The sequence below is a fragment of the Amycolatopsis ponsaeliensis genome (assembly GCF_030182635.1).
GTDB lineage: Bacteria > Actinomycetota > Actinomycetes > Mycobacteriales > Pseudonocardiaceae > Amycolatopsis > Amycolatopsis ponsaeliensis.
Genome location: NZ_JAPZLD010000011.1, coordinates 105,543 through 131,396 on the forward strand (window position 1 = coordinate 105,543; position 25,854 = coordinate 131,396).

Below are 25,854 nucleotides of genomic sequence, written 5' to 3' on the forward strand. Positions count from 1 at the left end.
CGCATGCTGTCCTCCGGTCACCTGCTGGCCGAGCGGTACAAGCTGACGAGCCGGATCGCCGTCGGCGGGATGGGTGAGGTCTGGCAGGCCAGCGACACCCGGCTGGACCGGACCGTCGCCGTCAAGATCCTCAAGGCCGAACTCTCCGGCGACGCCGAGTTCCTCCACCGCTTCCGCACCGAAGCGCGGATGACGGCGTCCCTGAACCACCCCGGCATCGCCGCGGTGCACGACTACGGCGAGACCATCTTCGACGGTGACCTGTCGATCGCGTACCTGGTGATGGAGCTCGTCGACGGCGACCCGCTGGCCGGCTTGCTGGCCAAGCACGGGCGGCTGTCGGCGGAGTTCACGCTCGACATGCTCGAGCAGGCGGGCAACGCGCTGCAGGCCGCGCACGAACAGGGCCTGGTCCACCGGGACGTCAAGCCGGGCAACATCCTGGTGACGTCGGCGGGCCAGGTGAAGATCACCGACTTCGGCGTGGCGAAGGCGGCCGACGCCGCCCCGGTCACCCGGTCCGGCATGGTCATGGGCACGGCGCACTACATCGCGCCGGAGCAGGCGCTCGGGCACCCGGCCGAGCCGGCGTCCGACGTCTACTCGCTGGCGGTGTGCGGTTACGAGTGCCTCGCCGGGCACCGGCCGTTCCTGTCCGAGAACGCCGTGACGGTCGCGATGATGCACATCCGCGACATCGCGCCGCCGCTGCCGCCGGACGTCCCGCCCGCCGCGCGCGCGGTGATCGAGGCGACCCTGGTGAAGGACCCGCGGCAGCGCTACAACAGCGGCGGCGAGTTCGCGGCCGCCGTCGCCGCGGTCCGCGCCGGGATGCCGCTGCCGACGCCGCGTGGGCTGGTCAACGCCACGTACGCGACGGGCCAGCAGCCGGTGGTGCAGCAACCGCAGCAGCAACAGCCGGTGCAGCAACCGGTGCAGCAGCAGCCGGTCCCGCAGCAGCAGCACATGCCGGTCGGCCCGCCGTCGCCTGCGGTGAACCCGATGGTCGCCATCGGCCCGCCGTCCCGGCCCGTGCTGCGCCCGGCCATGCTTCCGGTGCACCGGAAGAAGTCCCAGTGGGGCTGGTGGGCGCTCCTCGCGGCCATCCTGCTCGTTGTCCTGGTGGCGGCCATAGTCCTGGTGGCGAAGATGATCGGCAGCTCGGGCTCGCCACCACACACCAGCCAGACGAGCCAGGTGGTCCCGGGCAGACAGCCGCCCGCGGAGGAATCGCCCGTATCGAGCGCGTTCCCGGCGGATTCTCCCGGCACGACCGACGATGGCCAGCAAGGCATCATGACCACACCTTGGACGGAATGGAACGGCACCCAGAGATGAGCACACCCAGACTGCTCTCCAACCGGTACGAGCTGGGCGAAACGCTCGGCTACGGAGGCATGTCCGAGGTCCATCACGGCCACGACGTGCGTCTGGGCCGGGAAGTCGCGATCAAGATCCTCCGTGCCGATCTCGCCAGGGATCCGCAGTTCCTGGAGCGCTTCCGCCGTGAAGCGCAGAACGCCGCCGCGCTGAACCACCCGGCGATCGTCGCGGTCTACGACACCGGTGAAGCGAACGCCGAGTTCGGCCCGCTGCCGTACATCGTCATGGAGTACGTCGAAGGCCGGACACTGCGCGACATCGTCAAGACCGAGGGTCCGATGTCGCAGAAGCGCGCCATGGAGGTCATGGCCGACGTCTGCGCGGCGCTGGACTTCTCCCACCGCCACGGCATCGTGCACCGCGACGTCAAGCCGGCCAACGTGATGATCACGAAGAACGGCGCGGTCAAGGTGATGGACTTCGGCATCGCGCGCGCGATGCACGACGGCCAGTCCGCGATGACCCAGACCGCCGCGGTGATCGGCACGGCGCAGTACCTGTCGCCGGAGCAGGCCCGCGGTGAGTCGGTCGACGCCCGTTCCGACGTCTACGCCGCCGGTTGCGTGCTCTATGAACTCATCACGGGCGAGCCGCCGTTCACCGGGGACTCCCCGGTCGCGGTCGCCTACCAGCACGTCCGGGAAGACCCGAGCCCGCCGTCGTCGGTCAACCCGGCGGTGGCGCCGGAGCTGGACGCGGTCGTGCTGAAGGCGCTGGCCAAGGGCCCGGCGAACCGCTACCAGTCGGCGGCGGAGATGCGCTCGGACCTGGTGCGCACGCTCTCGGGCCAACGCCCGGCGGCACCGATGGTGATGTCCGAGGACGAGCGCACGCAGGTGATGAACACCGACCGGCGGCAGCCGCAGCGCTACGAGGAGTACGACGCCCCGGACGACGAAGACCCGAAGGCCAAGCGCCGCCGGCGGACGATCCTGGCCGCGCTGGCCGCGGTGTTCGTGCTGGGCGCGGTGCTGCTGATCATGTGGCTGTCGGGGTCCTTCAAGGGCGGCGGCGACGAAACGGGCACGGTGGCGATCCCGGACGTCAAGGGACAGTCGGAGCTGGCGGCCAAGAACACGTTGCGCGAGAAGGGCTTCAACAACTTCGCGCCCAACAAGACGGTGCCCTGCGGGGTGCCGGACGCGAGCGGGAACACGCCGTGCACCAACGACCAGGTCAACCAGGTCATCTCGTTGACCCCCGACGTCGGCACGCCGGTCGCCACGACGGCGCAGATCACGCTCACGATCGGCACGGCACCGGGCAAGGTGAAGGTGCCGGAGCTCAAGGGCCTCAGCCACGACGACGCCGAGGCGAAGCTGAAGGAAGTCGGCCTCACCCTGAACCAGTCGGTGCAGGAGGTCGACACCAACGACCAGGACCAGGTCGGGAAGGTCGTCAGCCAGACCCCCCAGGCGGACAGCGAGGTCCAGCAGGGCCAGAGCGTGTCCATCTCGATCGGCAAGGGCAAGCAGCAGAAGCAGGTCCCGAGCGTGATCGGCAAGTCCTTCAGCGACGCCAACTCCACGCTCACCGGTCTCGGGTTCACCGTGAAGCGGGTGGACCAGCAGTCCGACCAGCCGAAGGACCAGGTCATCCAGCAGATCCCGGTCGGTGGGTCGGTGCCGGCCGGCAGCCAGATCACACTGACCGTGTCGTCGGGCCAGCCGGACAACAAGATCGAGATGCCGCAACTGGTCGGCATGACGCCCGAAGACGCCAACGCGAAGCTGCAGAGCATGGGCTGGAACGGGCAGCTCCGGGAGCAGGCCGACCGGACCAGCAACAAACCGGAAGGCACGATCACCAAGCAGAGCGTGTCACCGGGTACGCAGATCGACAAGGACCAGAACATCACCGTCGGAGTGTCGGAACCGTTGTTCCCGACGTCGACGGGCGGTCAGTAGCGGATTCCACGAAGAAGGCCCGCACGGTTCGCCGTGCGGGCCTTCTTCGTTGTTCAGGCTTTGTCGAGAAATCCTTGGACAGCACCGAGAACCTGTTCGGCGTCGCTCGCGGGACCGCAGTCGAGCTCCAGTTCTTCGGCTGCTCCCGAGCGTTTGACCTTCAGGGAGACGCGGCCTTCGCGGTAGCGCCGGAGCCAGGCGAACAATGAACGGCAGAAAACGCCGGCGGAATTGCTCGTCACGCCGACCACTACGGCGTCGAACAGCTGGACGCGGCCGCGGAGCTCGTCCTCGCCGCGCAGCCAGGCGGCCAGGTCCTGGAGCTCGCCGTCGGAGTCCGGCCCGGTGATCGCGACGATCCCAGCCGTCACCCGTGCTCCCTTCGCCCAGAACCGAAGGACCCGAACCCTAGTCGGCTCCGAGCACCCGCCGGAACCCCGCTACGGAAATTGAAGATTGCAAATTGCACTCAGGAACGACGATGAACGAGCCGCGCCACGACGAAGAAGCTCGCGGCGAGCACCACCGCCGACGTCACCACCGCCAAGACGAGCGGGCCGGCGACCGGTTCCTCGTCGGTCAGGGCGTGCAGCAGCGGGTGGACCAGCGGGATCTTCGCCAGCAGCACGACGATCAACGTGACGACGGCGGCGAGCACCGTCCAGCCGACCCGCTGCACGAGCAGCCGCGAGCACGGCAGGGCGATCGCGATGCCCAGCAGCGCGCACGCGAGGTGGGCGAGCAGGCCGATGCCCAGCGCCGACGGCTGGAACTTGAACGACTTGAGCGCCGACCACGCCTCGGTGATCACGGTGAGGACCACCGAAAACGCCAGCACCGTGAGGATCGCGCCGGTGATCATCCGCCGCCACTGCCGCGCGTGGCTCAGGGTGACCAGCCGCTGCACCGGATCCTCGATGTCGAGCAGCGCGATCGTCAGCCAGCACGACACGACGAGCAGCCCGCCGGCGCTCACGCCGAACAGCGGCAACGGCGGCGAATGCGGGTCTGCGTAAAGGATCACGCACAGCGCGAGGTAAGCCAGCAGCGCCGGCAGGTACCGCTGCGAATGACCGAGCAGAGCCAGGTAGTAGCGGGTCAGGGCGAGCACGGCGCCACCTCCCGCACCGACCAGCCGTCCTTCAACGCCCGCAGCAGCACCGCGTCCACCGAGGCGACCTCGACCGTGAGCGCGACCTGGGCGCCCTCGAGGACCGCGTGCCGCACGCCGGGCTCGTCCGCCCACTCGGTTCCGTGGCCGCGCAGCACGATCCGCGTCGTCGGCTCGGCGCTCTCCGCCGTGAGCCGGCCGTCGTTCATGAGGTGGACGACGTCGGCGTGGTCGTGCACCACCTGCGGCCGGTGGTCGGTGAACACGACGCTCGCGCCGCGCGCCCGCGTCTCGGCGACGACCTCGCCGAGGATGGCGTGCGTCCCGACGTCGAGCCCGGACCACGGCTCGTCGAGGATCAGCAGGTCCGGCCGCACCATGACGGCTTGCGCGAGCCCGACTTTCTGCGCGTTGCCCTTGGACAGTGTGCGCAGCGGCGCCGTCGGACCGCCGACCAGCGCGAGCCGCTCGAGCAGCGGGTCGATCACCGAGAGGTCGGCGAGCCCGTGGATGCGCGCCATGTGCCGCAGGTACGCCCGCGCACCCATGCGCTGGCCGGCCGGGAAGCGGTCCGGCAGGTAGCCGATGCGCGGGGCGCCGGTGAGCGTGCCGGTGGTCGGGTGCGAGACGCCGGCCATGATCCGCAGCAGCGTCGACTTGCCGGAGCCGTTGCTGCCGAGGACGCCGACTACGCGCCCGGGCTCGATGCTCAGGTCGACGTCGTGGAGGACGAAGTCACCGCGCCCGTACCGCTTGCCGACTCCCTCGAGCCGGATCACGCAACAGCGGCCTTCTGGAGCGCCTTGGTCGCGCGCTCGAGCTCGTTCACCCGGGCCGGGTCGACGGGATGACCGGCCGCCGCCAGCCAGTTGGCCAGCATCCGGTGGCCGCCCTCGGTGAGCACCGACTCGGGGTGGAACTGGACGCCTTCCAGCGGCAGCTCGCGGTGGCGCATGCCCATCACGATGCCGGACTCCGTGCGGCCGGTGACCTCGAAGACGTCGTCCCGGATGGTGTCGGGCAACACGGTCAGGGAGTGGTATCGGGTGGCCGTGAACTCTTCGGGCAGGTCCTTGAGGACACCGGCGCCGGTGTGGCGGACCTGGCTCGTCTTGCCGTGGAGCAGCTCGGGCGCGCGGTCGACGGTCGCGCCGTAGACGACGCCGAGCGCCTGGTGGCCGAGGCAGACGCCGAGCATCGGCGTGCGCGTCTCGGCGCACTTGCGGACGACATCCATGCTCTGACCAGCGCGTTCGGGTGTCCCCGGGCCGGGCGAGACGAGCACGGCGTCGAACTCGGGCACGCGGTCGAGGTCCACGACGTCGTTGCGCCAGACCGTGCAGTCGGCGCCGAGCTGGGCCAGGTACTGGACCAGGTTGTAGACGAAGCTGTCGTAGTTGTCGACGACGAGAACGCGCATGGCGGCGAGCTTACCGGCTCTCAACTAGTGGACCGTACCGTAAATCACATTTTAGGTTAGGGCAACCTAACTTACCGTGGAGGGTGTGAGCCGATCTCTTCGCGTAGCCGTCGTGGGCGCTGGTCCCGCGGGCATTTACGCCGCCGACATCCTGGACAAGTCCGACGCCGACGTGACGATCGACCTCTTTGAGCGGATGCCCGCGCCTTTCGGGTTGATCCGCTATGGCGTCGCCCCCGACCACCCGCGCATCAAGGGCATCGTCACGGCCCTGCACAAGGTCCTGGACAAGCCGAACATCCGCCTGCTGGGCAACATCGACTACGGCACCGACATCAAGCTCGACGAGCTGCGCGAGTTCTACGACGCGGTCGTCTTCTCGACCGGCGCGTCCGCCGACCGCGCGCTCGGCATCCCGGGCATCGACCTGGACGGCAGCCACGGCGCCGCGGACTTCGTGTCCTGGTACGACGGCCACCCGGACGTGCCGCGCACCTGGCCGCTGACCGCGTCTTCGGTCGCGGTCCTCGGCGTCGGCAACGTGGCGCTGGACGTCGCGCGCATCCTCGCGAAGACGGCCGACGAGCTGCTGACCACGGACATCCCGGACAACGTCTACCAGGGACTGAAGACCAGCCCGATCACCGACGTGCACGTGTTCGGCCGCCGCGGCCCGGCCCAGGCGAAGTTCACGCCGCTGGAGCTGCGCGAGCTGGACCACTCGCCGAACGTCGAGGTCATCGTGTCCCCGGAGGACATCGAGTTCGACGACGGCAGCATCGCGGCGCTGCGGGCGTCGAAGCAGATCGACATGGTCGTGAAGACGCTGCAGGAGTGGGCGATCCGCGAGCCCGGCTCGCGCCCGAAGCGGCTGCACCTGCACTTCTTCCACTCGCCGACGGAAGTCCTCGGCACGGACGGCCGCGTTTCCGGCCTGCGCACGGAACGCACCGAGCTGACCGGAGACGGGAACGTGCGCGGCACGGGCGAGTTCCACGACTGGGACGTCCAGGCGGTGTACCGCGCGGTGGGCTACCTGTCGTCGCACCTGCCGGAGCTCCCGTTCGACCACGTCGGCGGCGTGGTCCCGAACCAGGCCGGCCGCGTGCTGGACCTGGACGAGAACCAGCTCCCGGGCGTGTACGTGACGGGCTGGATCAAGCGCGGACCGGTGGGCCTGATCGGCCACACGAAGGGCGACGCGGCGGAGACGATCGCGAGCCTGCTGTCGGACGCGGACACCCTGACGGCCCCGAAGTACGCCTCCCCGGACGCGATCCTCGACTTCCTGGCGGCGCGCGGAATCCCGTTCACGACGTGGGAAGGCTGGGGCAAGCTCGACGCGCACGAGAAGTCGCTGGGCTTGGCGGCCGGTCGTGAGCGGATCAAGGTCGTCGAGCGCGAAGAGATGACGCGGGTTTCGCGCGGCTAACCGGCACCGAGGTACGCCAGCACGGCGAGCACGCGGCGGTTCGTGTCGTCCGAAGCCGAGATGTCGAGCTTCTGGAAGATGTTCGCCGTGTGTTTGCCGACCGCGCCTTCGCTGAAGTGCAGCCGTCCGGCGATCGCCGCGTTGGAACAGCCCTCCGCCATCAGGGAAAGCACCTCGCGCTCCCGGGGCGTCAACGCCGCCAGGGGGTCGGAGGCGTTGCCCGCCACCAGTTTCGCGATCACCTCGGGGTCCATCACCGTGCCGCCGGCCGCCACCCGGCGGACCGCGTCGATGAACTGGTCCGCGTTGAACACCCGGTCCTTCAGCAGGTAGCCGATCGCGCCCGTGCCGTCGGCCAGGAGTTCGCGCGCGTACAGCTGCTCGACGTGCTGGGACAGCACCAAGATCGGCAACCCCGGCATCTCGCGGCGAGCCGCCAAGGACACCTGCAGGCCTTCGTCCGTGTTCGTCGGGGGCATGCGAACGTCCACAACGGACACATCGGGCCGGTGCTCACGCAGTGCCGCCGCCAGTTCGGGACCGCTGCCGACCGCCGCGACGACGTCGAAGCCGTGAGCCGCCAAGAGATGCGTCAAGCCGTCTCGGAGGAGGTACTGGTCTTCGGCGACAACGGTTCTGGGTCGATCTGGCACGGGATCTCCACGGTCGCCCTGGTCGGCCCGCCGATCGGGCTGGTCAGGGTCAACCTACCGTCGAAGCCGCCGAGCCGGCGCTCGATTCCGCGGAGTCCCGAGCCCAGCGCGGGGTTCGCCCCGCCCTTGCCGTTGTCGGTCACCACCACGGTCAGCTGGTCGTCGGCGAACCCGACGTCGATCGCCACCGTCCCCGCGCCGTGCTTCGCCGCGTTGCCCAGCAGCTCCGACACCGCGAAGTACGTGCACGCCTCCACCGGCTCCTCGATGCGTCCCGGCAGCGAGCCCGTGACCTGCGCCTTCAGCGGGCTGTCCAAGGCCAGTGCGCGCACGGCGTCCAGCAGCCCGCGCTCGGACAGCACCGGCGGGTGGATGCCGCGGATCAGCACCCGCAACTCGGTGAGCGCCTCCGACGACGACGCGCGCAGCTCGGCCGCGAGCCGCTTCGCCGCCGCCGGGTCGGTGTCCACCAGCGCCTCGACCGCGCCGAGCTTCATGCCCATCGCGACCAGCCGCGACTGGATGCCGTCGTGCAGGTCGCGTTCGATCCGCCGCAGCTCCGCCGCCTGCGTGACCGTGACGTCCGTGCGGGTCTGCTTCAGCCGTTCGACGCGCTGGGCGAGCCGGGTCGCGTCCGTCGGGCCCAGCCAAACCCGCGCGAAGCGGGCCTGCTGCCGGACCAGCCACGTCGCCGGCGCCACCCCGGCGACGATCATCGCGAGCGCCACCGGCGTCTGCACGGCGGCGCCGAAGTGCGTCGAGACCTCGGGGAACGGCCACCACCTCACCGGGGAGGAGACGAACGGCCGCCACACCCACAGCGTGAAGAGGCCGACGGCGCCGCGCCCGACCAGCGCGACCGAGGGCAGCACGAGGAGGAGCGACACGAGCGGGATCAGCATGCCGCCTGCCATGTCCCGCCAGGTGGCCCGGTCGCGCAGGACCCACCGCGTGCGCGCGTGCTGGACCGGCCAGAACGGCTCGTCGTACAGCTGCTTGCCGACCTGGTAGAGCCCGTCCGGGCGGGGTATCGGCAGGCTGGGCGGCGGCAGGTACGGCCGCGCGATCCGCACGCCGGTCCAGTTGCCGGCTTCGCGGCGCAGCGTGTCGGTGATCGAACGGCGGCTCCACAGGATCACCGGTGCCGCCACCGGCATCGCGACGGCGACGACGACCAGCTGCCACAGCGAGAACACGAACATCACCGCGCCCAGCGCGAGAATGCCCATCTGGTGTCCCAGCGACTCGAGCCGGCGGTTCAGCCAGCGCCCCTCGCAGCGGACCGGGGCCGATCGCGGGCCGAGCCACCAGCGCGTCCACCGGCCGTAGCCGCGCAGCACCACCGGCCCGCCGAGCAGCACCACGACCGGCAGCAGGAGCGTGACCAGCGGGTTCAGCACCTGCCAGACGAACTCGCGGCCGGCGGCCGGGTCCTCCATGGCCCACGTGAAGCGGCGGTTCCAGCGGATCCAGAACGCCCGCTTGTAGAGCGTGTTGCCGTCGCGGTACCAGCCGTCGCGCTCCCGCACCGGCTCCGGCGGCTCGGGCCGGTACGGCGGCGCGATCTCGACGCCGCACCAGCGCGCGGCCAGCGTCCGGGCCGTCGCCGAGCGGTGCCGGGCCCACTCGATGGCGGGACCGAGGAAGAAGACCAGCCCGACGCACAGCAGCGCGAAGGCGACCAGCTCGACCAGCACGTCGAACCAGCTGACCACCGCGAGCGCGGCCAGCGCGCAGGCCCGCCCGAGGGCACGCAGGTACGTCATCCGGCACCTCCTTCCCCGCCGATCTTCGCCGGACCACCGCCGCCCGCGCATTGCCCGAAGCCCCACGACCGGGGTGGGCCCAGCCCCACCCCCGCGTCAGCAAAACCCTACTTGAGCTGGGGATTCAGCGTCATTCTGCGCGGCGCCGAACCTTCGTAGCTTTGTCGCCATGCCACTCATCGAAGTCACCGACCTCCGCAAGAGCTACGGCTCCCGGGCCGCGGTCGACGGCGTTTCCTTCACCGTCGAGCGCGGCGAAATCTTCGGCATCCTCGGCACGAACGGCGCCGGGAAGACCACCACGGTCGAATGCCTGCAGGGCCTCCGGAAGGCCGACAGCGGCGAGATCTCCGTGCTCGGCCTCGACCCCGCGACCGACCGCGCCGCGCTGACCCGCCGCGTCGGCGTCCAGCTCCAGGAGAGCCGGCTGCCCGCGAAGCTGCGGGTGCGGGAGGCGCTGGAGCTGTTCGCGTCCTTCTACCCGGACCCCGCCGACGTCGACGTCCTGCTGGACCAGCTCGACCTGCGCGACCACCAGCGCGCCTACTTCGGGAAGCTCTCCGGCGGCCAGAAGCAGCGCGTGTCGATCGCGCTGGCGCTGGTGGGCAACCCCGAACTGGCCATCCTCGACGAGCTGACCACCGGGCTCGACCCGCACGCCCGCCGCGAGACGTGGCGGCTGGTCGAAGGCGTTCGCGCCACGGGCGTCACCGTCCTGCTGGTCACCCACTTCATGGACGAGGCCGAGCGGCTCTGCGACCGCGTCGCCATCTTCGACGCCGGGCGCGTGGTCGCGACCGGCACCCCGACCGAGCTCCGCGCCGCGGCCGGAGCCTCCACTTTGGACGACGCGTTCGTCTCGCTCACGAGGAGCACCCTGTGAACACCTTCGCCAAGATCACCGCCACCGAAACGAAGCTCTTCCTGCGCACGCCGTTCATGGCCATCGCGGGCATCCTGCTGCCGGCCGCGGTGCTGCTGGCGGTCGGCGCCATCCCGGGCATGACGGAGCCCAGCCCGGCCGCCGGCGGGTACCGGTTCATCGACGCGTGGGTGCCGTCGGTGATCGTCATCAGCCTCGCGATGCTGGCGCTGCAGTCGATCCCGGGCGCCGTCGCGACCTACCGCGAGCAGGGCGTGCTGCGCCGGCTGGCCACGACGCCGGTGCACCCGGCGAACCTGCTGGGCGCGCAGCTGCTGATCCACGTCGTGGTCGCGCTGGCCGGCATCGGCTTGACGCTGGGCGTGGCCCACGCGGCCTACGACGTCCCGATGCCGAAGCACCCGCTGCTGTTCCTGCTGACGCTGCTGCTCGGCACGGTCTCGATGTTCTCGCTCGGCCTGCTGGCGGCGGCTTTCGCCCGCACGGCCAAGGCCGCCGGCGGCTTCGCGATGATCGCGTTCCTGCCGACCATGTTCTTCGGCGGCGTGTACCTGCCGCGGGCGTTGCTGCCGGAGGTCCTCCAGCGGATCGGCGACTACATCCCGCCGGGCACGCAGCCCCTGCAGGACGCCTGGGTCGGCGCCGGCGTGCAGCCACTGCAGCTGGTCGTGCTCGCCGGTTTCGCGGCGATCGGAACAGCGCTGGCGGCGAAGCTCTTCCGCTGGGAGTGACCGCCCTTTCCGCCATATTGGTGATGATCATCGTTTTCTCTTGTGGCGGGGTCGCCCGGCCGGTAGCCAGGAGAGTGGCCCTGCTCAAACTGGAGGTTCGATGTCCCTGGACGTGTCACCCGCGCTGCTGGAGAAGGCCGAGCGCGGGGAGGTCACCGACGCCGAGTTCGTCACCTGCGTCAAGGAATCCCTGCCGTACGCCTGGGAGGTCATCACCGGCGTCATCGCCGACGCCGAGGGAGCGGCGGACGGCTTCGCCGACAACGAGACGCCGCCGCCGAGCGAAGCCGCCCGCGGGCAGCTGCTGCGGGCCCTGGCCTCGGACGCGATCCGCGGCGGCCTCGAGCGCCACTTCGGCGTCAAGCTGGCCTTCCAGAACTGCCACCGGGTCGCCGTGTTCAAGAACTCCGAGCTCGACGGCGACCGCTACCGCGCGTTCGTCTCGCCGCGCGGCCAGCTGCTCAACCAGAGCCCGGAGCTGCGGGACTGCTAGCCCGCAGCGCGGGCAGCACCTCCGTGCCGATCCGCGCGATGTTCGCGTAAGTCCCCTCCGGCGTACCCGACGCCTCCACGAGCATCAGCACGTGGGAGACGCCGGTGCGCCGGAGGCTCGTTTCCAGGGTCCGGACGCAGCGGGCCGCGTCGCCGACGGGGTGGATCCGGCAGAGCCGTTCGGTGTACTCCCCTGGATCCCTGCTGGGCCCAGGTCGACCGTCCACGGTGACGTGCGCGCCGAGCCCGTCCTTCAGCCACGCCCGGAGCGCGTCGCGGACGACGTCGGCGTCGCCCACTTGGCAGAGCACGGTCGAGACGTGGTCCGCGGGCTTCCCGTAAGCCGCGACGGTGGCTGCTTTCTCTTCGTCGTCCGCGTGCAGGCCGAGCAGCATGGGCAGGTCCCGCTCGGCGGCCAGCCGCACGGCATCCGACCCCGGCCCACCACAGGCCACGACGACGTCCGCCCGCCGTTCCGGAGCCGGCACCAGCGGCACCTCCCGGAACGCGAAGTGCCTTCCCCTGGCGTGCGCCCGGCCGGTGGTGGCCCGCAAGAAGACGTCGAGCGTCTCCTCGAAGCCGGTCTCGTAGCGGTCCAGGCCGGTGCCGAAGACCTCGAGGTCCTGCCACGGCCCACCCCGCCCCACGCCGAGCCGCAGCCGGCCACCGGAGACGGCGTCGAGCATCGCCCACTGCTCGGCCAGGGCCACGGGGTGCGTGGTCGACAGGACGCTGACGGCGGTCCCGACCCCGATCCGCGACGTCCGCCCGAGCACGTACCCGGCGAGCGTGATGGCGGACGGGCAGACGCCGTAGGGCAGGAAGTGGTGTTCGGCGAACCAGACATCGTCGAAGCCGGCTTCTTCGGCCAGCTCGGCGGCGCGGACGGACCGGCGGAGGACATCGCCGTCGCATTGGCCCAGGAAACGGCCGCTGACCAGGAAGACCCCGAACCTCACGGGGCGAGCTCGTTCCCCAGGTACCGCACGAACAGCTCGTTGTGCAGCACCCGCGGCGAACGGCGCGCCCGGACGAGCGCGATCGCTTCCGTCACCCCGAGGCCCAGCTCGACGAGCGTCCGCGCGACGACGAGGCCGGACCGGTTGTACCCGGCGTGGCAGCGCACGAGCGTCTTGCGGCCCGCTCGCACGGCCTCGGCGGCGAGCACGGACAGCCGCGTGACCTGCTCGAGCTGCTCCGGGGACAGCGGTCCGTCCGGGATCGGGACGCAGTGGTGCTCGACGTCGTCCGGCGGACCGTGCCCTTCGCGGCGGTAGAGGCTGATCACGACGTCGAACTCGCGCGCGACGACCACCGGCACCTCACCCGTCGCGTCGAACCGGGTGTGCCCGCCGATCCAGAGCCCCGGCCGGACCTCGTTCCACGCCGGGTCGTCCGTGTACCAGCTCAGTTGACCGCGACCTCGTTGAACCACAGCCGCGGCTCCAGCCACGGGAACACCACGAACATCAGCAGCGCGACCACGCCCAGAGCGAGCACCACGGCGATCGTCAGCTTCACCGCGAACGGACCCGGGAACTTCCGCCAGAGCCACCCGTACATCAGGCCTCCCCGATCTTCGAGAGCAGGTCGCCGTAGTCCTTGACCTGGTTCTTCGGCACCTGCTGGGTCAGCACCGACGTGATGATGAGCCGCTGCTGGGCGGAGAACTGCGGGTGGCACGTCGTGAGCGTGAGCAGCGCGGCCTGCTGGGCCTTCGGCAGCGTGTCGGCGCCCTTGTACGGGACCGGGTTCACCGCGGTGCCCTGGCTGGGCAGCACGACCTTGCGGCCGAACGTCTCGTCGTACGCGCCGCCGTCCTCGGCGTTCGGGTCGCGCAGGGTCGAGACGCCCTTGCACTTCGGGTCGGCGCCCTTGCCGCCGGCCCAGTTCTCCATCTCGTCGTCGTAGGGCAGGACCTTGTAGATGTAGAAGTCGGTCGAGGTCTCGATCACGATCTGGTCACAGGAGGAGAGGTTGTCCAGGTCGTTGAACGGGGCGCCCTTGCCGACGCGGTGGCCGGCGACGGCGAAGTTGCCGGGCTCGCCGGGCAGCGACGTGCCCTTGTAGTGGCCGGGCCCGACCTCCAGGGAGGCGTCGTCGGTGCCCTCCTGGATCGTGAAGTTGTAGTCGACGCCGAACGTCGGGATGTGGATGCGGGCGAACGCCTTGCCGTCGATCAGCTCGGGGTGCAGCGAGCGGTCGTGCGCCCAGTCGCCGTCGAGCTGGTCGCTCGCCTCGGACTGCTTGCCCGCCGAGAACAGGTCGGTCACGTACAGCTCGTAGACCATGAACAGCAGCACGACCAGGCCCAGCGTGATGAGGATTTCGCCGGCGGTCCGGATCGCCACGCCACCCTTGCCGAGGGGCGCCGGCGGCGGCTTTTCCTTGGTCGCGGTGCCGCCCTTGCCGACCGGGGCGAACACGACCGTCTCCTCGGCCGAGCCCGGCGGCGGGGCGGGGCTGGTGTAGCGGCGCGGCGGCGGGCCCTGCGGCCGCCGGGGAGGCTGTCCCGGGGCTTGGCGGGGCGGCAGCTGCCCGCGCGGGGGCGTGGCCGGACGGCGCTGGGGAACGGGCCGTTGCCCGGGGGTTCTGCGCCGGTCGTCATCCGGTCCTTCGCGCGTAGTCACGCAAGCTCCTCTCAAGCCGCGTCCGACCCTTGGTGACCCCGACGTCACGGTACGGGAAATCCGACCACTCCCGGCCGCTGCTTTCCTGCGGTCGTTTACGTTAACGTGTGCACGTGGCGCTGGTTGCGCACCCCGAGCGGGTCATCGCCACCGACCAGCCCGAACAGCACCGCGAGGAACACGATGCCCAAGTCCAAGGTCCGCAAGAAGACGGCTTACACCCCGCCTGCCGACCGGCGCACGCCGGTGAAGGTGCGGGCGGCCGGTCCCACCGGTCTCGCCTGGAAGATCCCGATGTTCGGGATGATGCTCCTGGGCCTGATCTGGCTGCTGGTGAACTACATCGCCGGGGACAAGATCTCATGGATGGCCGACCTGGGGAACTGGAACTTCGCCGGCGGGTTCGCGCTGATGATCGCGGGTCTCCTCATGACCATGCGCTGGCGCTGATTATTACTCCGAATGGCGGCTTGACGCCGAATTACACCGGTGTGACTCATCCCCAGTGTGGATAACCCCTGTGGATAACTACCCCACCTCGTGGGCACCGCGTCGAGCCCTTGTGGTATCGGCGTGGGCGGTCACCGCGCTGCTGCTGGTCGGCGTGGTGGCCGACGTGCTGACCGGCGACCGCGGCGGCCTGGTGCTCTTCGCACTGGCCACGCTGGCCGTCGGCGCGTTCGCGACCCATTCGACGCTCGTGCGGCCCCGGCTGGCCGCCGACGCCGAGGGTCTGGTGGCCCGGACGCTGGGCGGCACGCAGCGGCTGCCCTGGGCGCAGACCCGCACGCGGCTGCGCACCACCCGCCGGCTGGGCCGCGACGGCGTCACGCTCGAGATCGAGCACGACGACCAGCTCTACGTCTTCGGGTGGCTCGAACTCGGCGAAGACCCCCGCGACGTCCTGGACGTGCTCAGCACGCTCCGGGCGCGCGGCTAGCCGCAGGTGTAGTACAGGCCCTGGCGGTACTGGACGAACTCGCAGGTCTCCGCCGGGAACTGCGAGCCCTTGTAGACCATCAGGCCGATGAGCGCGACGGCGATGATCGTGATGCCGATCGCCTGCCAGCGCGCCTGGTCGGCCTGCGGGGCGTAGAGCAGCGCGACCGTGAGCAGCGCCCCGGTCACCAGCCCGCCGAGGTGCCCGTAGATCGAGATGCCCGGGATGCCGAAGGTGATGAAGGCGTTCAGCGCGAGCGTGATGATCAGGCTCGTGGGGTTCAGGCGCAGCTTCACCACGGTGACCGCGTACGCGCCCATCAGGCCGAACAGCGCGCCGGACGCGCCGGCCGTCCCGGGGAACTCGCCGGGGTTGCCGAACAGCAGCACGGCCGCCGAGGCGCCGAGCATGGAGACGAAGTAGAGCGCGAGGTACCGGCTACGGCCGGTGACCTGCTCCAGCGACCGGCCCATCATCCACAGCGAGAACATGTTCACCGCGATGTGGATGGGTCCGTAGTGCAGGAACCCGTTGGTCAGGACGCGCCACCACTCGCTGTGGCCGAGGGTCGCGTCGCCGTAGAGGCTGGCGTGCTGGAAGAGCGACGACAGCTCGTTGTCGTTCAGGCTGCCCGACTGGACGACCGTGATCAGGAAGACCAGGACGTTCACCGCGAGGATGACCTGGGTGACGAGCACCGACTGGGACAGCCGCGCGCCGAAGACGGTGCGCTGGCCGAACCCGGCTTCCTGGTAGTCGCGGTGCTGCCGGCGTTGCTGCTGGGTGCCGCTGTGCACGCAGTCGGTGCACTGGAAGCCCACGGGGGCCTCGCGGAGGCAGTCCGGGCACGCCGGACGCCCGCACCGGGAACAGCTCAGCCCGGTCGGGCGGTTGGGGTGCCACCAGCACCCCGGGAGTGCGGCCTGGGGTTGCGCGGCGGGGTTCGGCGGTTGGCTCACGATGACACCAACCTACCGAAACCTGACCGGCTCAGCCCTCGTGGTCGATCGTGACCTTCTCGATGACGACGTCGGTCAGCGGACGGTCCGCCGGCCCCGTCGAGATACGGCCGATCGCGTCGACGACGTTGCGCGACTCCTGGTCGGCCACCTCACCGAAGATCGTGTGCCGGAAGTTCAGGTGGGTGGTCGGCGCGACGGTGATGAAGAACTGCGAGCCGTTCGTGCCGGGCCCGGCGTTGGCCATGGCCAGCAGGTACGGCTTGCTGAACTGCAGTTCCGGGTGGAACTCGTCGCCGAACTTGTAGCCGGGGCCGCCGCGGCCGGTGCCGGTCGGGTCGCCGCCCTGAAGCATGAAGCCGTCGATGACCCGGTGGAAGATCGAACCGTCGTAGAAGGGGCCGGAGTTCGTGCCCGCCGCGTTCGGCTGGGTGTACTCCTTGGTGCCCTCCGCCAGCCCGACGAAGTTCGCGACCGTCTTCGGCGCGTGGTCGGGGAGCAGGTTCAGGTTGATGTCACCCTGGTTGGTGTGCAGCGTAGCTTTCACGCGTCTCATCGTGCCATCAGCAGCGGACGGCGGCGAAAAGGGGCACGATAGGTTACGGGTAACAGAGCAGTGTCAAAACGAATGATGAGGTGAAGTCCATGTCCCGGGCGACAGCCCAGGCCGCCGAGACCGCCGACAAACTCGTCTCCGAGGGCGTCAAGCACGGCCGGCGCGCGCAGAAGCAGCTCGCGAAGAAGACCGAGCTCACCCGCAAGGAGCTCAAGAAGAGCTCGAAGGCCGCTCGCCAGGAGGCGCTCGCCCGCCTGTCCGAGCTGCGCAAGCCGGGTCGCAAGGCGAAGAAGGCCGCCATCAAGGCCGCGAAGGCGGCCGGCGAGTCGAAGCGCCGCGGCAAGAAGGACTTCAAGGCCGCGAGGAAGGACTTCGCGGCCGCTGTCGTCGAGGCGAAGGCCGCCGCCAAGGGGACGCGCAGCCGTCGCCGCTGGCCGTGGCTGCTCGGCCTGGTCGTGGTCGGTGCCGGTGCCGCCTACGTCCTCCGCTCGAAGCAGGAGCCGCCGGTCGCGCCCGCGCCGCCGAAGGCCACCCCGCCCGCGCCGAAGCCCGCCGAAGCGGCGAAGCCGAGCCCGCAGGCGAACGGCAAGGCGCCGTCCCCGGCACCCGCCGAGAAGAAGAACTGAGCGGCACACGAAGAGGCCCCCGGGCGTGCACCCGGGGGCCTCTTCAGTGGTGCCTGGAGTCCGCTCAGACCGCGGCGGCGTGCTTGTCGACCAGCTGGCCGAGACGCGGCAGCGCCTCCTCGACGTTCTTCTTGCCGTTCGGGCGCAGCTTGCCGTAGACCTTCTTGATGCTGTCGCGGCTGCTGCGCTCGGCGCGCGAGTCGGTGACGCTCAGCAGCGCGTCGGAAGCCTCGTCCGAGCGGCTGGTCAGGTAGGCGCCGAAGTCGCTGCCGCCCTGGGCGCGGAAGTCGCCGTAGAACGGCTCGAGCGCGCCGACGAAGTCCGGCAGCAGCGTTTCGACAGCCGAGGGGATGATGCCCGGCTTGATCTTCTTGACCGCCGCGAAGCCGGTCTTGACGACGGCACCCGAGACGCCGCCCTTGTCCGAGACCTCGGCGTCGACGAGGGTCTCGAAGTCGGTCACGACAGCCGGGCGACGGCTGGAGTCGAGCAGGATTTCCTTGAGGGTGTCAGCCACGATCTAGTCCTTTGTCGTTGCAGATTTTGTGCCCGGCCCCCGGGGGTGGGGATCCCCCGATGGCTGCGGTGCGCGAGTCCACGAAGCCTGCGCGTGACGCACAGGGTAATACAAGATCAACATCACTCACCCGTGTGGAGCCCGCTACCTAGAGCTTAAGGGCAGCGATAGCCTTCTTGACCACTGTGCGTGCCTTCACGCTCTGCTTTTGGTTAGTGGTCGCGATGACCGCCGCGGTCCCCTTCGCGACCGCGTAGACGGCACCGTCATCGGTCGACTCGTAGCCGCCCTTCCAGCCCGTCGGGTCGCTCGCCGGGTTGGACGAATCCACCGGCGCCGCCTTGTTGACCAGCGCCGTCGCCGTCTTCGCGTCCCCGACGTAGACCTGGACGGTGAGCTGGATCTTCCCGTCCGGGCGGTAGAAGAAGCACGCCGGGTGCGGCTTGTCCGCCGACACGCGCACCTTCGAAACGTGCTGGCCGTTCGAGTCGGCCACGAACTCGCTGTCGAGGTACGGGCAGTCCTCGGTCGCGGCCGGCTGGGGATCCGGCGGCAGCTCCGAACCCGCGGCCGTCCCGGCGGACGCCGACGGCGGGCGGGGGGTCGCGGTACCGGACACGATGGAGGGCCCGCAGCCGGCCAGCAGCAGCACGGCGGGCGCGAGAAGTACGAGTCGTCGCATAGCGCGCACAGTCAACCATGAAGCATGTGTGAAACCCGCTGGCTGAACTCGCCGTCACGACCGGGCGTGCGACGATGACTGTCATCTGACCCAGGGAGGTCCCGGCGTGCTCACCCCCGAGCAGTACCTCGGCGTGGTGGCCGAGCGCATCCAGCGTTCCGGCGGCCAGTTGAGCACCGTGCAGATCGGGCCCGCGGTCTGCCCCGTCGGGTTGTTCGCCGAGTCGGTGATGCTGTCGACGATGAACTACTGCGTCATCGCCGCGGCCGTCCCCGAGGTCAGCGCGGCGGCGCTGTACGACTTCACCGGCCGCGCCACGCAACACGCCCGCGCGAACCTGGTCGGCACCATGGGCTGGACCGCGGCTTCGGTCGTCATCGCCGGGCTCGTCGGGCAGCACGTGCACCCGGACGCCGCGCAGGCCGCGTCGGCGAAGACGAGCAACCAGTTCGGCGGCGAGACGCGGATGGTCGCCGTGGACGTCACGGCCGGGCAGACGTACGCGTTCACCGGCGGGAAGATGTGGGGCGCCGCGATGCACGGCGCGATCCGGGCCAAGCTGACGTTCTGCTTCCCGCCGCCCGCCGAGGCCTACCAGCAGGTGCAGTGGCAGCAGGCGCAACAGCCGCCGCCTCAGGTCCAGCAGGCGCCGCCCGGCTGGCAGCAGCAGCCACCGATGGCCGCGCCGCCGGTGCCGCCCCCGCCGTACGCCGGGCAGGCCGGGCCGCAGCCGCCCGTCTACCCGCCGCCGGGACAGCCGCCGTACGGTTACTGACATGGTGGAGTTGCGTGGCTGGCGGTCGTTCCCCGAAGAACTTCCCGTGTTCACACCGGAAACGGCGGCCGCGGACCCGCAGGCGCTCTTCGTCGAGTGGCTGACCGAAGCCGGCGAGCACGTGCTGGCCCCGCACGCCGTCACACTGTCCACAGTGGACGCCGATGGCGCGCCGGACGCGCGCGTGGTGATCCTCAAGGACGTCGGCCCGGCCGGCTGGGCGGTCGCCACCAGCTCGGAAAGTCCGAAGGGGCTGCAGCTGCGGAAGGATCCGCGCGCCGCGCTGACGTTCTTCTGGCCCGGGCGGGGCCGTCAGGTCCGGCTGCGCGGCCCGGTCACCCCCGCGGCGCCCGAGGTGTCCGCGGCGGACTTCCTGGCGCGGCCGCCGGCGTCGCGCGTCGAGGCGTTCATCGGGCACCAGTCGCAGGTACTGCACGATCCGGCGGACCTCGACGCGGCGGCCGCGGAAGCTCAGCGCTGGGTCTCGGAAAACCCGGACACCGCCCCGGAAACGTGGACGCGGTACCTTGTCGACCCGGACGAGGTCGAGTTCTGGCAAGCGAGCCACGACCGCCGGCACGTGCGGCTGCGGTACCGCAAGACCGACGGCGGCTGGGTCCTCGAGCGCCTCTGGCCTTGACGGTCCGGGCGCGGCGGCGTAGGCAGGAAATCCGACAAAACGGAGGCCCCGCATGCGCCGAACCGTCGTCCTCGCCGCCACCGCCGCGCTCACCGCCGGGCTGTTGTCCGGTGCTTCCGCCGGTGAAGTCTCCTCGGCGCAGCACCCCGCCGTGTTCGAGACGGTGTTCGCGTCGCCGCTCGGGATCGAAGGCCTGACCACCGACGGCCGCGGCAACCTCTACGCCCCGGCCCGCGGCGCCGACCCGTGCCCGGTCTACCGCGTCGCGGCCACCGGCGGGCCGGCCGCCGTCGTCGGCACGATCCCGGCGCCGTGCAACCCCGCCGGGCTGGCGTTCGACCGCCGCGGCCGGCTGTACGTCGCGAACGGCGAAACCGTGGTGTCGTTCGTGCCGGACGCGGCGAACCCACCGGCGGCGACGGTGTTCACGAGCGGGGTCCCGGGCGCGAACGGCCTGGCGTTCGACCGGTCGGGCGCGCTCTGGATCTCCGACGGCGGCACCGGCCAGGGCCGGGTCTGGCGGGCAGGTGCGGACGGCGTCCCGGCGGAGATGTTCCGGGTGCAGCCGATGGTCAGCGACGTGATCCCCGGCGGGATCGGCCGCGATGTGCGTGGCCTGCCGCCCGGCACGGTCACGATCACCCCGAACGGCCGGACCGCCGCGGACACCGCGGGTTCGCAGCACATCGTCGCCAACGGCCTGGCGTTCACCGCGGACGGCACGCTGCTGGTGGCGGACACGGCCCGCGGCGCGCTCTGGCGCGTGCCGATGGACCGCACCGGCCGCCCCCGCGCGGCGACCGGCTGCGACGCCGCGTTCCCGGCGAACACGCTGTGCCTGGACGACCTCGAGGTGCAGCACCCGTACCTCGAAGGCGCCGACGGGATCGTCCTCGACCGCGCGGGCAACGTCTGGACGGCGGCGAACGAGCGCAACGCGATCGTGCTGGCCCGCCGCGACGGCCACGTCGTCGAGTACTTCCGCAACCCGGCCGACGCGACGTCGAAGCTGCGCAACGCCGGGCCGCTGGAGTTCCCGACCAGCCCGGTACTGCTCCCGGACGGCCGCTTGTGCGTCACGAACTCCGACGGCAACCGCCGCGACAACGCCCCGAACACGGCCGGCGAAGCGAACCCCGCGGGTCCTGTGCGAGGGAAGATCTCCTGCGTCAAGCCTTGAGCGCGGCCAGCCGCGGTCGCCATGCGGGCAAATATGGCCGTTCGGGGGTATGCGGCTCCCGGGTTCTTGTGGCGATGATGGATCATGCGTTCGAAACTGCTGACCGCCGGGCTGGTCCTGGCGTTGACTGCCGCACTCGGGGGTGTGGCCGCGGCCGACGCGCGTCCTGGGGGACGACCGAAGCTGACGGACCCGCATCCGTGCCCGGGACAGCCGGGCTTCACCTGCTCGACGCTGACCGTGCCGTTCGACCACACCGGCCGCCGGCCGGGCACGCTCGACCTGCCGGTCGCGACGTCCGACAACGTGACCGCGCCGAAGGGCGTGCTGCTGTTCCTCACCGGCGGGCCCGGGCAGGGTGGCGTCGGCACGATCACGCGGATCGCGACACAACGGCTGCCGGAGGTGGCCAAGGACTACCGGATCGTCATGCTCGACCAGCGCGGGACCGGCGCCGGCGCGCTGAACTGCCCGGGGCTGCAGGCGCAGATCGGCAGCTCGGACATCGCGACGCCGACGCGCGCCGCGGTCACCGAGTGCGCGCGCATCCTCGGCGACACGGCCCCGCTGTACTCGACCGACCAGACCGTCGCGGACTTCGACCGGCTCCGGCAGGCGCTGGGCGTGCCGAAGATGGTGGTCGACGGCGTCTCGTACGGCTCGTTCACGGCGGCGCGGTACGCGGTCGCGCACCCGGGCAACGTCAGCAAGGTCGTCCTCGACTCCGTGCTGCCGCACCACGCTTCCGCGTCGGACTCCCTCTACCTGACCGGACTGACGGCCGAGGCCCGCGTGCTGCGCGCGGCGTGTGCGGTGGCCCCGGCCTGCGGTTTCGACCCGGCCGAGGATCTGGCGTGGGTGGTGCGCCACCGCAGCGTGGCCGACGGCGTGAAGATCTTCGACGCGATCGTGGCGTACGAGTTCTCGGACCCGACGTACCGCTCCCCCGACGCGGGCGACGTCATCGGCGCCCTGCACGCGGCGCGCACCGGTTCGCCCGACTGGCTGGACCAGCTGGTTACCGGTTACACCACTGAGGACGTGCCCCCGGCGTCCTTCAGCTCGGGCTTGCACGCGGCGACGCTGTGCGCGGACCAGCGTTTCCCGTGGGGCACGTCGTCGACGCCGATCGGCTTGCGGCAGCCACTGTTGTCGTTGACCGCGCGCGCACTGCCGGCGTCGGCGACGTGGCCGTACACAACGGAAGTGGCGACGCAGCAGGGCTTCATCCAGGGCTGCTTGCCGTGGCCGGTCGAGCGCGTCGGCTCGAACCCGGCGTCGAAGCTGCCGAACGTCCCGGTGCTGCTGTTGAACGGCGACCGCGACCTGTCGACGCCGCTGGAGTGGGCGCGGGAGGAGGCCGGCGTTGCGCCACAAGGAAAGCTGGTGATCGTGCCGGGCGAGTCGCACTCGATCCAGAACCGCGAGCGCGGCCACGCGGGCCGGGACGCGGTGATCAGCTTCCTGAAGTAAGGCTCTCGAAGACGGCGTCCCGCACCTCGGCGTCGGTCGGTGTCCCTCGTCCTTGCTCGGCGGCGAGCTCGGCGAGGGACACCATGGTGACGTCGGCGAGGCCGCAGACGGTGAAGTGGTGGAAGGCCGCCATGTCCGGGTCGACGTTCAGCGCGAAGCCGTGACTCGTGACGCCGCCCCGGATCCGCATGCCGATGGAGCCGACCTTGCGGTGGTCGGGCGTCCACACACCGGCGAGGCTGGAGTGCCCCTTCGGCGTTTCCCTTCTGACGGCGGGAAAGCCGAGTCGCTCGAGTGCTTCGACGAGCCCGGTTTCGAGCCACCGCACGATGTCCACGGGCCCGCGCGCCTTGACGTCGACGACGAGATAGCCGACGAGCTGCCCGGGCCCGTGGTACGTGGCGAACCCACCGCGATCGACCTGGACGGCGGGAAGGTCGACGGGCAGGTCTTCAGGCTTGGTGCGCGCCCCGTAGGTGACGATCGGCGGATGGCTGAGGAGAAACAGTCGATCCTCGGCGAGGTTCTGCTGCCGTTCCTCGACCCAAGTCCGCATGTCGGCGAGGGCTTGGTGATAGTCGACCTCACCGAGGTCGACGCGCTTGATCGGCCATCCCACGCAGCCAGGCTACGCCGGGATTTCGGGGTGGAGCTGAGGGGAATCGAACCCCTGACCCCCGCCTTGCAAAGGCGGTGCTCTACCAATTGAGCTACAGCCCCGGTGCGGGCTGACGCCCGCGGAAAACTCAGTTGTGGGACGCACCCGCCGGCTTGGCCGGGGTGGTGCCGTTGTTCGAGGGGACCGGCGCGGTCGCCTCACGCCACAGGTCGGCCTCGGCCTTGGCCGCCTTGTTGCGCTTCACGACGAACAGGACGCCGCCCGCGATGACCGCGAGTGCCAGCAGCTTCTTCACCGAAGCCCCCTTCTCAGCTTGCTTCCCTTACTCCGCGATGTTACTGCACCGGCGCCGGGCGCCGTCGGGGCGGTGGTTCCACGTGGAACCATGATTGCGCAGGTAACGCACGTCACATGCCACGGGAAATACCGAGACGGCGTGTTCCGTTGTACCCACTGGTCGATGTGCCCACCGTGTCCCCCGGGCCGCAACCACTGCCTTCGCGGAGTTCCGTCCGGCTGGAGCCGCGAAGCGCCTCATCGCCGAGAGGCGACCGTGGCGCGCATCGACCGTGACCGCTCAGCCCTGCCGGTACATTCTCTTCCCGGCAGGGCTGACCTGTATCCGGGACATCTCAGGGTCGGTCCCCGATGTCGTCACTGCTGGCCACTACCGCCTGCAGTTCGCCGACGCCACCGGCCGCGTCGCACGCGGTCGACCAGGCGGAAGCCGCCCGAGTCGCCACCCAGAAGTACGGCGGTCACTCGCTGGGCGTGGAGCAGGACACGGCGCAGGGCCGGCCGAGCTGGGAGGTCGAGATCGACGGCAGTGACCAGGGCCGCATCGAGGTCGACGTCGCCCAGGCCACGGGCGCGATCCTCACCATCGAACGCGACTGATCCGATCTGTGGTTACGTGTCGAGAACGTGGTGCCGGCTCCGTCCCAGGGGCACGAGCGGCCACGAGGGCCGCGTGACCAGGGGAGAAACCATGACGATCCAGCGGCTGGACAACATCGGCCTCGTCGTCCACGACATGGAGGCGGTCATCGCGTTCTTCCTCGAGCTCGGTCTGGAGCTCGAGGGCAAGGCAACGGTCGAGGGCCCGGACGTGAATCGCCTCGTCGCACTCGACGACGTCCGCTGCGACCTGGCGGTGGTGCGGACCCCGGACGGCCACGGCCGGCTCGAGCTGATGAAGTTCCACACGCCGGCGTCACCCGCGACCGCCGAGCCGAACGCACCGGTCAACACGCCCGGCTTCCGTCGCATCATGTTCGCGGTCGACAACCTCGACGAGGTCCTGCCTCGGCTGCGCCCCTACGGCGCCGAGCTGATGGGCGACCTGGTCAAGTACGAAAACGGCTATCGGCTCGCCTACGTCCGCGGGCCCGAAGGCATCATCATCGCGCTGGCCGAAGAACTCGCCTGAACCGCTGGAAAGGACCGCCACGATGGCCACTGCCGACGACCTCGACCGCGCCACGGATTCCCAGTGGGACTGGGTAGCCGAGCAAACCCGCACGTACCTGGACTCGGGCGGCACCAAGGGCCACGAGTCGAACGGCGTGTACACGCTGATCCTCGCGACGACAGGCCGCAAGACAGGCACACCCCGCCGCACCTGCCTGATCTACGGCACGTCCGGAGACGACTTGGTGGTAGTCGCATCCAAGGCCGGCGAGGACGAGGATCCGGCGTGGTTCAAGAACCTCCAGGCAAACCCGAGCGTGGGTGTCCAGGTGGGAACCCGCCGCCTGACAGCCCGAGCCCGGGTGGCAACCCCAGCCGAGCGAGGTCCGCTGTGGACCCAGATGGCCGAGATCTTCCCGCTGTACGACGAATACGCGGAGAAGACGGACCGAGAAATCCCCATTGTCCTGCTGACACCACAGGCCTGACCCACTTGCCTCGGGGAAGGCAACCATCCTCGAGTCGGATGCCGAGGTCACCCTTCGGAGCGACGCGCGCGGACAGGCGGTGACCCTACGTTGTTTCCACTGCGCGAAACGGGAGTGGACACAACAAGGGGAGACCATGAAGTCAGGCGACTACATCGCTGCCACCGCCGACGAACTCGCTGCCAACACCACGTCGGACAAGGTGGCCGGCGGGGTCAGCCAGAAGGCCCTGTTCCGGCGCCGCGGCGAGGTCGAATTCGACGGGCGCACACTCACCTTGCGAGGCTGGTCGGACGGGCGGGACCTGCAGCTGGGCAGCGGCGACGTCACCGCGGTCCGGCGCGAGTTCACCGACCTGTACGGCCGGTTCATCGGCGGCCTGCTGGACAAGGGAAAGCCACTGATCCTGGAGACGGCGACCGAGGGCGAGATCTACCTGCTGATCGATCGCAAGGAGTTCATGGAAACCACCGACAACAAATCGTGGGAGAAAGAGCTCACCGCGTGGAGCGGCCAGTCGAACCCATAGTCAGGCAGGCAGCAAAAGCCCGGTTCACCAACACGGTGAACCGGGCTTTGAC

Annotated in this window: 33 protein-coding genes and 1 tRNA gene; 17 read left to right on the forward strand and 17 right to left on the reverse strand. The window is 70.3% G+C overall.

The features are described from left to right. Positions 1-3 precede the first annotated feature (3 nt). Positions 4-1,338, forward strand: a complete 1,335-nt coding sequence (locus QQ657_RS18390) for a serine/threonine-protein kinase (protein WP_284743391.1) — start codon at positions 4-6, stop codon at positions 1,336-1,338. Then, a complete protein-coding gene (gene pknB / locus QQ657_RS18395; protein WP_284743392.1) occupies positions 1,335-3,290 on the forward strand; it encodes a Stk1 family PASTA domain-containing Ser/Thr kinase in 1,956 nt (651 codons plus the stop codon). The genes QQ657_RS18390 and pknB overlap by 4 nt, the downstream gene beginning before the upstream one ends. A 53-nt stretch (positions 3,291-3,343) precedes the next feature. Here pknB and QQ657_RS18400 read toward each other — a convergent pair whose 3' ends face one another. From QQ657_RS18400 to QQ657_RS18415, 4 genes are all read right to left on the reverse strand, one after another. Further along, positions 3,344-3,661, reverse strand: a complete 318-nt coding sequence (locus tag QQ657_RS18400) for an effector-associated constant component EACC1 (protein WP_284743393.1) — start codon at positions 3,659-3,661, stop codon at positions 3,344-3,346. Positions 3,662-3,759: 98 nt separating this feature from the next. Next, positions 3,760-4,401, reverse strand: coding sequence for a hypothetical protein (locus QQ657_RS18405; RefSeq protein WP_284743394.1), 642 nt, complete (start codon positions 4,399-4,401; stop codon positions 3,760-3,762). Beyond that, positions 4,389-5,180: an ABC transporter ATP-binding protein gene (locus tag QQ657_RS18410; RefSeq protein WP_284743395.1), complete on the reverse strand. Its 792-nt coding sequence runs from the start codon at positions 5,178-5,180 to the stop codon at positions 4,389-4,391. Before QQ657_RS18410 ends, QQ657_RS18405 begins: the two co-directional genes overlap by 13 nt. Further along, entirely contained in the window at positions 5,177-5,821 is a 645-nt protein-coding gene (locus QQ657_RS18415; RefSeq protein WP_284743396.1) for an aminodeoxychorismate/anthranilate synthase component II, read from the reverse strand. The genes QQ657_RS18410 and QQ657_RS18415 overlap by 4 nt, the downstream gene beginning before the upstream one ends. Positions 5,822-5,933: 112 nt before the next feature. Here QQ657_RS18415 and QQ657_RS18420 point away from each other — a divergent pair, with 112 nt between their 5' ends. Continuing rightward, positions 5,934-7,253 (forward strand): FAD-dependent oxidoreductase, encoded by a 1,320-nt coding sequence (locus QQ657_RS18420; RefSeq protein WP_284743397.1) that lies wholly within the window; start codon positions 5,934-5,936, stop codon positions 7,251-7,253. On the opposite strand, the gene QQ657_RS18425 is transcribed toward QQ657_RS18420, so the two are convergent. Next, on the reverse strand, positions 7,250-7,906 hold the full coding sequence (locus QQ657_RS18425) for a response regulator (RefSeq protein WP_284743398.1): 657 nt from the start codon (positions 7,904-7,906) through the stop codon (positions 7,250-7,252). The two genes, QQ657_RS18420 and QQ657_RS18425, sit on opposite strands and share 4 nt — an antisense overlap. Continuing rightward, the gene (locus tag QQ657_RS18430; protein ID WP_284743399.1) at positions 7,846-9,672 is read right to left on the reverse strand and encodes a sensor histidine kinase; all 1,827 of its coding nucleotides are present in this window, start codon (positions 9,670-9,672) and stop codon (positions 7,846-7,848) included. The genes QQ657_RS18425 and QQ657_RS18430 overlap by 61 nt, the downstream gene beginning before the upstream one ends. 169 nt (positions 9,673-9,841) lie before the next feature. Between QQ657_RS18430 and QQ657_RS18435 the strand changes: the two genes are divergently transcribed. The 3 genes from QQ657_RS18435 to QQ657_RS18445 all read left to right on the forward strand — a co-directional run bounded on the left by QQ657_RS18435 (position 9,842) and on the right by QQ657_RS18445 (position 11,779). After that, positions 9,842-10,555, forward strand: a complete 714-nt coding sequence (locus QQ657_RS18435; protein WP_284743400.1) for an ABC transporter ATP-binding protein — start codon at positions 9,842-9,844, stop codon at positions 10,553-10,555. Continuing rightward, entirely contained in the window at positions 10,552-11,286 is a 735-nt protein-coding gene (locus QQ657_RS18440) for an ABC transporter permease (protein ID WP_284743401.1), read from the forward strand. Before QQ657_RS18435 ends, QQ657_RS18440 begins: the two co-directional genes overlap by 4 nt. Before the next feature lie 100 nt (positions 11,287-11,386). Continuing rightward, entirely contained in the window at positions 11,387-11,779 is a 393-nt protein-coding gene (locus QQ657_RS18445) for an SCO5389 family protein (RefSeq protein ID WP_257922765.1), read from the forward strand. On the opposite strand, the gene QQ657_RS18450 is transcribed toward QQ657_RS18445, so the two are convergent. Genes QQ657_RS18450 through QQ657_RS18465 form a run of 4 tightly spaced genes read right to left on the reverse strand, consistent with a single transcriptional unit; the run spans position 11,748 to position 14,408 of the window. Further along, positions 11,748-12,737, reverse strand: a complete 990-nt coding sequence (locus tag QQ657_RS18450; RefSeq protein WP_284743402.1) for an LLM class flavin-dependent oxidoreductase — start codon at positions 12,735-12,737, stop codon at positions 11,748-11,750. The two genes, QQ657_RS18445 and QQ657_RS18450, sit on opposite strands and share 32 nt — an antisense overlap. After that, entirely contained in the window at positions 12,734-13,213 is a 480-nt protein-coding gene (locus tag QQ657_RS18455; protein WP_284743403.1) for a protein-tyrosine phosphatase family protein, read from the reverse strand. The genes QQ657_RS18450 and QQ657_RS18455 overlap by 4 nt, the downstream gene beginning before the upstream one ends. Further along, entirely contained in the window at positions 13,186-13,341 is a 156-nt protein-coding gene (locus QQ657_RS18460) for a hypothetical protein (protein ID WP_284743404.1), read from the reverse strand. Before QQ657_RS18460 ends, QQ657_RS18455 begins: the two co-directional genes overlap by 28 nt. After that, entirely contained in the window at positions 13,341-14,408 is a 1,068-nt protein-coding gene (locus QQ657_RS18465) for a class E sortase (protein WP_434056750.1), read from the reverse strand. The genes QQ657_RS18460 and QQ657_RS18465 overlap by 1 nt, the downstream gene beginning before the upstream one ends. Positions 14,409-14,591: 183 nt before the next feature. On the opposite strand from QQ657_RS18465, the gene crgA reads away from it, so the two are divergent. Continuing rightward, the gene (gene crgA / locus QQ657_RS18470) at positions 14,592-14,858 is read left to right on the forward strand and encodes a cell division protein CrgA (protein WP_284743405.1); all 267 of its coding nucleotides are present in this window, start codon (positions 14,592-14,594) and stop codon (positions 14,856-14,858) included. Positions 14,859-14,928: 70 nt separating this feature from the next. Further along, positions 14,929-15,348 carry a PH domain-containing protein gene (locus tag QQ657_RS18475; RefSeq protein ID WP_284743406.1) on the forward strand — a complete coding sequence of 140 codons (420 nt, stop codon included), beginning with the start codon at positions 14,929-14,931 and terminating at the stop codon, positions 15,346-15,348. On the opposite strand, the gene QQ657_RS18480 is transcribed toward QQ657_RS18475, so the two are convergent. Both QQ657_RS18480 and QQ657_RS18485 read right to left on the reverse strand, forming a co-directional pair. Then, positions 15,345-16,307: a rhomboid family intramembrane serine protease gene (locus QQ657_RS18480; protein ID WP_284743407.1), complete on the reverse strand. Its 963-nt coding sequence runs from the start codon at positions 16,305-16,307 to the stop codon at positions 15,345-15,347. The two genes, QQ657_RS18475 and QQ657_RS18480, sit on opposite strands and share 4 nt — an antisense overlap. Before the next feature lie 31 nt (positions 16,308-16,338). Then, positions 16,339-16,863 carry a peptidylprolyl isomerase gene (locus QQ657_RS18485; protein WP_284743408.1) on the reverse strand — a complete coding sequence of 175 codons (525 nt, stop codon included), beginning with the start codon at positions 16,861-16,863 and terminating at the stop codon, positions 16,339-16,341. Between the two features lie 89 nt (positions 16,864-16,952). On the opposite strand from QQ657_RS18485, the gene QQ657_RS18490 reads away from it, so the two are divergent. Continuing rightward, on the forward strand, positions 16,953-17,489 hold the full coding sequence (locus QQ657_RS18490) for a hypothetical protein (protein ID WP_284743409.1): 537 nt from the start codon (positions 16,953-16,955) through the stop codon (positions 17,487-17,489). Positions 17,490-17,553: 64 nt separating this feature from the next. On the opposite strand, the gene QQ657_RS18495 is transcribed toward QQ657_RS18490, so the two are convergent. Together QQ657_RS18495 and QQ657_RS18500 are read right to left on the reverse strand one after the other, a co-directional pair. Beyond that, positions 17,554-18,006 (reverse strand): DUF6918 family protein, encoded by a 453-nt coding sequence (locus QQ657_RS18495; RefSeq protein ID WP_284743410.1) that lies wholly within the window; start codon positions 18,004-18,006, stop codon positions 17,554-17,556. Between the two features lie 148 nt (positions 18,007-18,154). After that, entirely contained in the window at positions 18,155-18,688 is a 534-nt protein-coding gene (locus tag QQ657_RS18500) for a DUF2020 domain-containing protein (RefSeq protein WP_284743411.1), read from the reverse strand. Positions 18,689-18,794: 106 nt separating this feature from the next. Here QQ657_RS18500 and QQ657_RS18505 point away from each other — a divergent pair, with 106 nt between their 5' ends. From QQ657_RS18505 to QQ657_RS18520, 4 genes are all read left to right on the forward strand, one after another. Beyond that, complete coding sequence (locus tag QQ657_RS18505; RefSeq protein WP_284743412.1) at positions 18,795-19,463, forward strand: hypothetical protein; 669 nt, start codon at positions 18,795-18,797, stop codon at positions 19,461-19,463. Between the two features lies 1 nt (position 19,464). Continuing rightward, positions 19,465-20,103 (forward strand): pyridoxine/pyridoxamine 5'-phosphate oxidase, encoded by a 639-nt coding sequence (locus QQ657_RS18510; RefSeq protein WP_284743413.1) that lies wholly within the window; start codon positions 19,465-19,467, stop codon positions 20,101-20,103. A gap of 52 nt (positions 20,104-20,155) precedes the next feature. Next, positions 20,156-21,283 (forward strand): SMP-30/gluconolactonase/LRE family protein, encoded by a 1,128-nt coding sequence (locus tag QQ657_RS18515; protein ID WP_284743414.1) that lies wholly within the window; start codon positions 20,156-20,158, stop codon positions 21,281-21,283. Positions 21,284-21,367: 84 nt separating this feature from the next. Then, entirely contained in the window at positions 21,368-22,756 is a 1,389-nt protein-coding gene (locus QQ657_RS18520; RefSeq protein ID WP_284743415.1) for an alpha/beta fold hydrolase, read from the forward strand. Here the strand turns inward: QQ657_RS18520 and lipB are convergent. The 3 genes from lipB to QQ657_RS18535 form a co-directional block, all read right to left on the reverse strand. After that, positions 22,740-23,375 carry a lipoyl(octanoyl) transferase LipB gene (lipB, locus tag QQ657_RS18525; RefSeq protein ID WP_284743416.1) on the reverse strand — a complete coding sequence of 212 codons (636 nt, stop codon included), beginning with the start codon at positions 23,373-23,375 and terminating at the stop codon, positions 22,740-22,742. The genes QQ657_RS18520 and lipB overlap by 17 nt on opposite strands. Positions 23,376-23,403: 28 nt before the next feature. Continuing rightward, a tRNA-Ala gene (locus QQ657_RS18530) sits at positions 23,404-23,476 on the reverse strand. A gap of 26 nt (positions 23,477-23,502) precedes the next feature. Further along, on the reverse strand, positions 23,503-23,670 hold the full coding sequence (locus tag QQ657_RS18535) for a DLW-39 family protein (RefSeq protein ID WP_086679331.1): 168 nt from the start codon (positions 23,668-23,670) through the stop codon (positions 23,503-23,505). Between the two features lie 353 nt (positions 23,671-24,023). Between QQ657_RS18535 and QQ657_RS18540 the strand changes: the two genes are divergently transcribed. The 4 genes from QQ657_RS18540 to QQ657_RS18555 all read left to right on the forward strand — a co-directional run bounded on the left by QQ657_RS18540 (position 24,024) and on the right by QQ657_RS18555 (position 25,802). Continuing rightward, positions 24,024-24,272 carry a PepSY domain-containing protein gene (locus QQ657_RS18540; protein ID WP_284743417.1) on the forward strand — a complete coding sequence of 83 codons (249 nt, stop codon included), beginning with the start codon at positions 24,024-24,026 and terminating at the stop codon, positions 24,270-24,272. A gap of 91 nt (positions 24,273-24,363) precedes the next feature. After that, positions 24,364-24,804: a VOC family protein gene (locus QQ657_RS18545; RefSeq protein WP_284743418.1), complete on the forward strand. Its 441-nt coding sequence runs from the start codon at positions 24,364-24,366 to the stop codon at positions 24,802-24,804. A 22-nt stretch (positions 24,805-24,826) separates the two neighbouring features. Continuing rightward, the gene (locus tag QQ657_RS18550) at positions 24,827-25,273 is read left to right on the forward strand and encodes a nitroreductase family deazaflavin-dependent oxidoreductase (protein WP_284743419.1); all 447 of its coding nucleotides are present in this window, start codon (positions 24,827-24,829) and stop codon (positions 25,271-25,273) included. A 136-nt stretch (positions 25,274-25,409) separates the two neighbouring features. After that, complete coding sequence (locus QQ657_RS18555; protein ID WP_284743420.1) at positions 25,410-25,802, forward strand: hypothetical protein; 393 nt, start codon at positions 25,410-25,412, stop codon at positions 25,800-25,802. Positions 25,803-25,854: the final 52 nt, after the last annotated feature.